At 49.2% G+C, this 4,414-nt stretch carries 9 protein-coding genes; all 9 read right to left on the reverse strand.

Annotated elements, in window-relative coordinates; genetic code table 11:
- Position 1: 1 nt before the first annotated feature.
- Complete coding sequence (locus CWM53_RS07060) at positions 2-406, reverse strand: hypothetical protein (protein ID WP_065901345.1); 405 nt, start codon at positions 404-406, stop codon at positions 2-4.
- Between the two features lie 66 nt (positions 407-472).
- Positions 473-790 (reverse strand): hypothetical protein, encoded by a 318-nt coding sequence (locus CWM53_RS07065; RefSeq protein ID WP_023320103.1) that lies wholly within the window; start codon positions 788-790, stop codon positions 473-475.
- Positions 791-1,009: a hypothetical protein gene (locus CWM53_RS07070; protein ID WP_100730183.1), complete on the reverse strand. Its 219-nt coding sequence runs from the start codon at positions 1,007-1,009 to the stop codon at positions 791-793.
- Positions 1,010-1,032: 23 nt separating this feature from the next.
- Positions 1,033-1,323 (reverse strand): hypothetical protein, encoded by a 291-nt coding sequence (locus tag CWM53_RS07075; protein ID WP_048993668.1) that lies wholly within the window; start codon positions 1,321-1,323, stop codon positions 1,033-1,035.
- Between the two features lie 4 nt (positions 1,324-1,327).
- A complete protein-coding gene (locus tag CWM53_RS07080) occupies positions 1,328-1,738 on the reverse strand; it encodes a hypothetical protein (protein WP_100730182.1) in 411 nt (136 codons plus the stop codon).
- Positions 1,739-1,869: 131 nt separating this feature from the next.
- A complete protein-coding gene (gene traV / locus CWM53_RS07085) occupies positions 1,870-2,439 on the reverse strand; it encodes a type IV conjugative transfer system lipoprotein TraV (protein WP_100730181.1) in 570 nt (189 codons plus the stop codon).
- A 19-nt stretch (positions 2,440-2,458) separates the two neighbouring features.
- A complete protein-coding gene (locus tag CWM53_RS30865; RefSeq protein ID WP_165785037.1) occupies positions 2,459-2,614 on the reverse strand; it encodes a hypothetical protein in 156 nt (51 codons plus the stop codon).
- Positions 2,611-4,035 carry an F-type conjugal transfer pilus assembly protein TraB gene (traB, locus tag CWM53_RS07090; RefSeq protein WP_100730180.1) on the reverse strand — a complete coding sequence of 475 codons (1,425 nt, stop codon included), beginning with the start codon at positions 4,033-4,035 and terminating at the stop codon, positions 2,611-2,613. The genes CWM53_RS30865 and traB overlap by 4 nt, the downstream gene beginning before the upstream one ends.
- Positions 4,035-4,414 (reverse strand): type-F conjugative transfer system secretin TraK (locus tag CWM53_RS07095; protein WP_206062609.1); only part of this gene is annotated, 380 nt, incomplete at its 5' end. The genes traB and CWM53_RS07095, both read right to left, overlap by 1 nt.

Below are 4,414 nucleotides of genomic sequence, written 5' to 3' on the forward strand. Positions count from 1 at the left end.
TTCATTTTTTATTCGCCTGGTATAATTCCCACTGATGGATATACGCATAATACCGCTCACCTGGCACATTAATGATGATGCCATCACAGTCCAGTTTATTAACAGGGCTGGTAAAAGCGCCTGTCGGTATGTTTACTTCAAGTGTATTGCAGTCGTTTTTCCAGTGTCTACCTGCTTCAAGTTCATCCATCGAAAATGAGTGAATGGAGATAACGAACATCCCGCAAAACCCAACCACCGCTATAAGCGCACAGTATATGAATGTATCGCCTCTGTTAACTCGAAGATTGAATTTTTCAGGGATGGCAACCATTGCCAGCGCACCGACCACACCAATAACAAAAAGAATCAGGCATATACCGTTAAGCCATGCAACGTTATGTCCAAGTATATAGTACGCTTTCACTTTCTTATTCCTTATGCTGCATACTTTCAAATAACGTGAGATTGTTAATACTGACCATCGGTCTTACTATTCACCTGCCCCCATCCGATCAAAGGAATAAATCAAGACATAAAACATATAAAAGATCACTGTGGCTGTAAAAAATCCCGTTATTACTGACAGCGTCAAATCAGGAGAACCGGCCCACATGTTTTTATCCATGAATACCATGAAAGAAAATAAAGCACTGAGACCTGTAAGCCCAAACAACATTAAAATATAGGCAAGCGCATCTCTTATAAAAACACCCATAATTACATAGCCGTAACCACAGATAATGATTGCCATTGCAAAAAACAGTCGTACATAACCATCACTATCAAAACTTAACAGAGATTCAGCCATTTACCCACCCTCACTCAATGTTTCCATCACGCTGTTCAAAGGCTCGCGTGTTTTAATTTCAATGCACTCTCCTGTATTACTTCCGTAACCTCTGCCTCCACGTGCTTCGAGTACCCGTAGCATTTTTATGCAGACATCTGTATTAGGCATGGGAGTAATATCCCAAATTCCACCACCATTACTCGGCGTCATCAGCACCAGAAAAATAAAGGCATGCATACTTTATTGCCTCTGCTTATATATTAACGAGTGAATATTTCTTTCATTGCCTCTGCGAGAGTTGTTTGCTTATCGCCACTTATCGCTCTGTCATAATCAGCCTTACTGACATTTTCAATAACATCACCACACTGAAGTCGATTTTGCGCAGGAGAGAAAAACCCTTTATCAATATTAGTCTCAAGCAACCGGCAGTCATGAGTCCAGTGGTGCGCGAGCGCCTCTGGTACAGGGTCATTACTGGAAGAAAAGAGAAAGAGATATACTAAAAATAAAGAAGCCAGAGCAAGCAGCCATTTGAATAATTCATCCATAACGTTACTTACCCTCCGTACTGAGTTTATTAATCTCTGCCTTATCTCTGTATCTCACATCCATATACCGTGTTACGCCATCCGGGCAAGACCAGGCATCTTTTGCTTTAGCCAGAAACCCTGCCTGCTGCGCTTCAAATGCGTGGATTCTGCAGTTTTTCAGCGTATAGATGACATCCTGTTTTCTGGTTTGAATCTGTTTGTATGTTGACTCAGGCTCAAGAAAGCCAAAAACTTCTGTAATCGCGACGACAATACACATTATCAGAATGATTGTCTTACCCCACCATGACACAAACAACCTCTGTAAAAAGAAAGACATAACTACGGCAGTGCCAACAATCAACATCAACATAAAAATATATGACGAATCATCGCGCAAAAGCAGCCATAGATATTTCATTGAGTCAGTCATTTTTCAAATCCTTTCATTTTTCGTTATCGACGTTCATTTCACACGCTACCGCCCATCCCTTTCAACGCAGAGGGCACTCGTTTTAATTCAGAAATGAAAACTTACTGCAGCGCCAGTAATGGCGCTGTAAATCAATTAAGGCGAGGTTGTCCCCACGCCGATGGTTTTACGACAAAAAGAACCGTTGCCGGCTGGTGATATACATCATCTGCATCCACATACGGCGCTATCCACAATGACGTTGTCTCCTCCCCGTTTCTTAATGGTCGGGGATAGTTACCAGGAGCCGTCACCGGAGATGTAAAAGTTGATACACTCACCGGCCTAACAGCTGGCGCTACAGCCACAGGCCGATATACCGGCGTACTGACTATTCTGTTATTCGTCAGCAATCCTGACGTTACTGTATTAGTCGGCGCAGTTGTCGTTGCTCCGGGATGCATTAAATTTGGCTGTGGCGGCAACGGGTACGAATTAACTGACGTTGTTCTGAAATTACCCTCAGCCAGTTGTGGCAACCCGGCCGCAACCGGCTTTGCGTCACTGCGTTCCTCTTTCAGCTTCGCTTTTTCATTTGCCTGTTCCATCGTCATACAGGTATCCGACGTCGTGGCATTACATTGAAATTCGGTCTCTGTGCCCGCACACCCGGTTAAGAGCAAAGCGCTGCCCAGAGGAATTAACAGCATTAATTCCTTCATATATTCACCCGTAATCTGTTTATTTTTTAAAAATCGATTTCCAGTCAGTCTTCCTGAATACTGCTTCTGCAAGATTATTAGCAGCCCTTACAAGCTCCTCATAAAGTTTGGGGTCTAAATAATTTGCAGAGTGAGGTACAGGCTTAGGCTCTTTTATCTCCTGCTTCCTGTTCATTCCGCAGATCCCCCCTGCTGCGCTGCACCCGGAGAGAACTCACGGGGATCGAGTTTCCCAAGTTTCTTCAGCATCTCGTCAGTATTGAATCCGTTCATACCGCCACCTGACTGATGATGTGCATCAGCCTGCGGTGCCGGCTCCGCCTCCTGATTCTGAGCCTGCTGTTGCCCGTTCTTTTCCGCTTCCAGCTCTTCAATCGTTTTCAGCTGGAATCCATCCTGGAACACGACGGTCACTTCGTTGCCCGCACCGATCGGGATAACTGGGTGATACTGCTCAGAACGTTTAATGTAGTATTCACTCAGCGATGAACCACCTTTGGACGCTCCGCCGCCAATCCCCATTTTGAGTACATCAGCAGCGCCGACAGTTGCCGTGGCGCCCAGCCCCACAGCCGGCTGAGAAGCACGTTCTATTCCCTGGCCAATCCCATCAACAAAACCGGCCCCCCATGCCCAGCCGAGGATTTTTCCGTTACGCATCACCACCTCTCCCTTAACCCCGTTTTTCCCCATAAAGGAAACGTGGCCGTTAATTGGCTGATCGATGGTTTTATCACCTTTGATACAGCTGATATTGCGGGTCCGGACAATGGCGCGCTCACTCGATACGTCGCCCCAGGCTTCAAGCCCCACAAAACACCCTGTCAGGTCGTAGGTTTTGCTGTTTGGCATTTCCACGCGCCCGGTGATACGCAGCTGCATCGGCACCGTGGATTCATTGCCGGTAACAGACGCGTTGGCATCAGCCCCCTCGATAAGCGTGCTTTTTGCGAAGCTCCCCGACGGAATGTACGGCAATGACTTCGCTTTCTTTCCTTTGTCGTAACTGAACGTTTTACGCTGTATCTGGTTTGGTACCGGCACAGACTGGTAGCTGACCTGCGGCGGCGGTGTCATACCATTCCCCGGATAGAATGCCGTCGGAAACGGTACCGCGGCGCCGGTCTGCGGCGGATAACTGGCTGGCTGCGGCTCACCTTCCGGACCGGGCGGCGGTGACGGAGGAGTCGGCGCGGGCTCGCCACCAGAGACAGCCGGTTTCACGCCCAGCGCCTTCAGCTGATTCTGCATGGCTTCATTGTCACTGCTGAGCTTGTCGATACGTATCTGGTCAGCGGTTCGCGCCTTACTCAGCAGATCCACTTCCCCCTGCAGGGACTCAAAACGCTTGTTGAGATCAGCGGCAGTCGCCTGCATTTCTGTTGTCGCGTGCTGCTCCACCTTACTGTTGAAGCTGCTGTCGACCACCCCGGTCATATCCGGCGCGGGTTCGCCCTGAGCCGGGGCTTCCTCATCAGAGCTCATGTTCAGATCTGACAGATACAGCCCGCCTCCGACTGCTGCCGCACCGCCCGCCAGAATGAGTCCCAGCCAGATATATTGCTTACGTTTGATCAGCGTGTTGAAGTTGGCCATCAGCGCTTCACTCCTTCATCTGACGTCGTGACCCAAATCTGCATGCGACCACCGGCAGTCAGCTGGCCCGCCGGGGTACTGAACATGACGGCACGTGTTCCGGGCTGCCAGAAATCGCTTTCACGCACCATACGGGGCGACAGGGAGACGTTATCCAGACTGTAACGGACAACTTTCAGGTGATGACCGACCCAGACCCGATCGGCAGTGGCGCGCAGACCAGCCGGCACCTGCAGCACTTCAGAAGTGACCGGGACAGACTGATACTCATCGGGTACGCTGCCCTGGCGCACGGCGCGATTCAGCGAAACCAGTAACGATTCATAGGGGTTCGACTCTTCCCAGGCTTTTGCCGGACCGGGTGTCCCCGCCAGCTCGC

The sequence above is a fragment of the Klebsiella sp. A-Nf5 genome (assembly GCF_002810545.1).
Taxonomy (GTDB): Bacteria; Pseudomonadota; Gammaproteobacteria; order Enterobacterales; family Enterobacteriaceae; genus Klebsiella; species Klebsiella variicola.

What these genes read in the sequence shown, in the direction of transcription:
- CWM53_RS07065 (WP_023320103.1), bottom strand. Translation starts at nt 790, where the DNA reads ATGGCTGAATCTCTGTTAAGTTTTGATAGTGATGGTTATGTACGACTG.
- CWM53_RS07070 (WP_100730183.1), bottom strand. Translation starts at nt 1,009, where the DNA reads ATGCATGCCTTTATTTTTCTGGTGCTGATGACGCCGAGTAATGGTGGT.
- CWM53_RS07075 (WP_048993668.1), bottom strand. Translation starts at nt 1,323, where the DNA reads ATGGATGAATTATTCAAATGGCTGCTTGCTCTGGCTTCTTTATTTTTA.
- CWM53_RS07080 (WP_100730182.1), bottom strand. Translation starts at nt 1,738, where the DNA reads ATGACTGACTCAATGAAATATCTATGGCTGCTTTTGCGCGATGATTCG.
- traV (WP_100730181.1), bottom strand. Translation starts at nt 2,439, where the DNA reads ATGAAGGAATTAATGCTGTTAATTCCTCTGGGCAGCGCTTTGCTCTTA.
- CWM53_RS30865 (WP_165785037.1), bottom strand. Translation starts at nt 2,614, where the DNA reads ATGAACAGGAAGCAGGAGATAAAAGAGCCTAAGCCTGTACCTCACTCT.
- traB (WP_100730180.1), bottom strand. Translation starts at nt 4,035, where the DNA reads ATGGCCAACTTCAACACGCTGATCAAACGTAAGCAATATATCTGGCTG.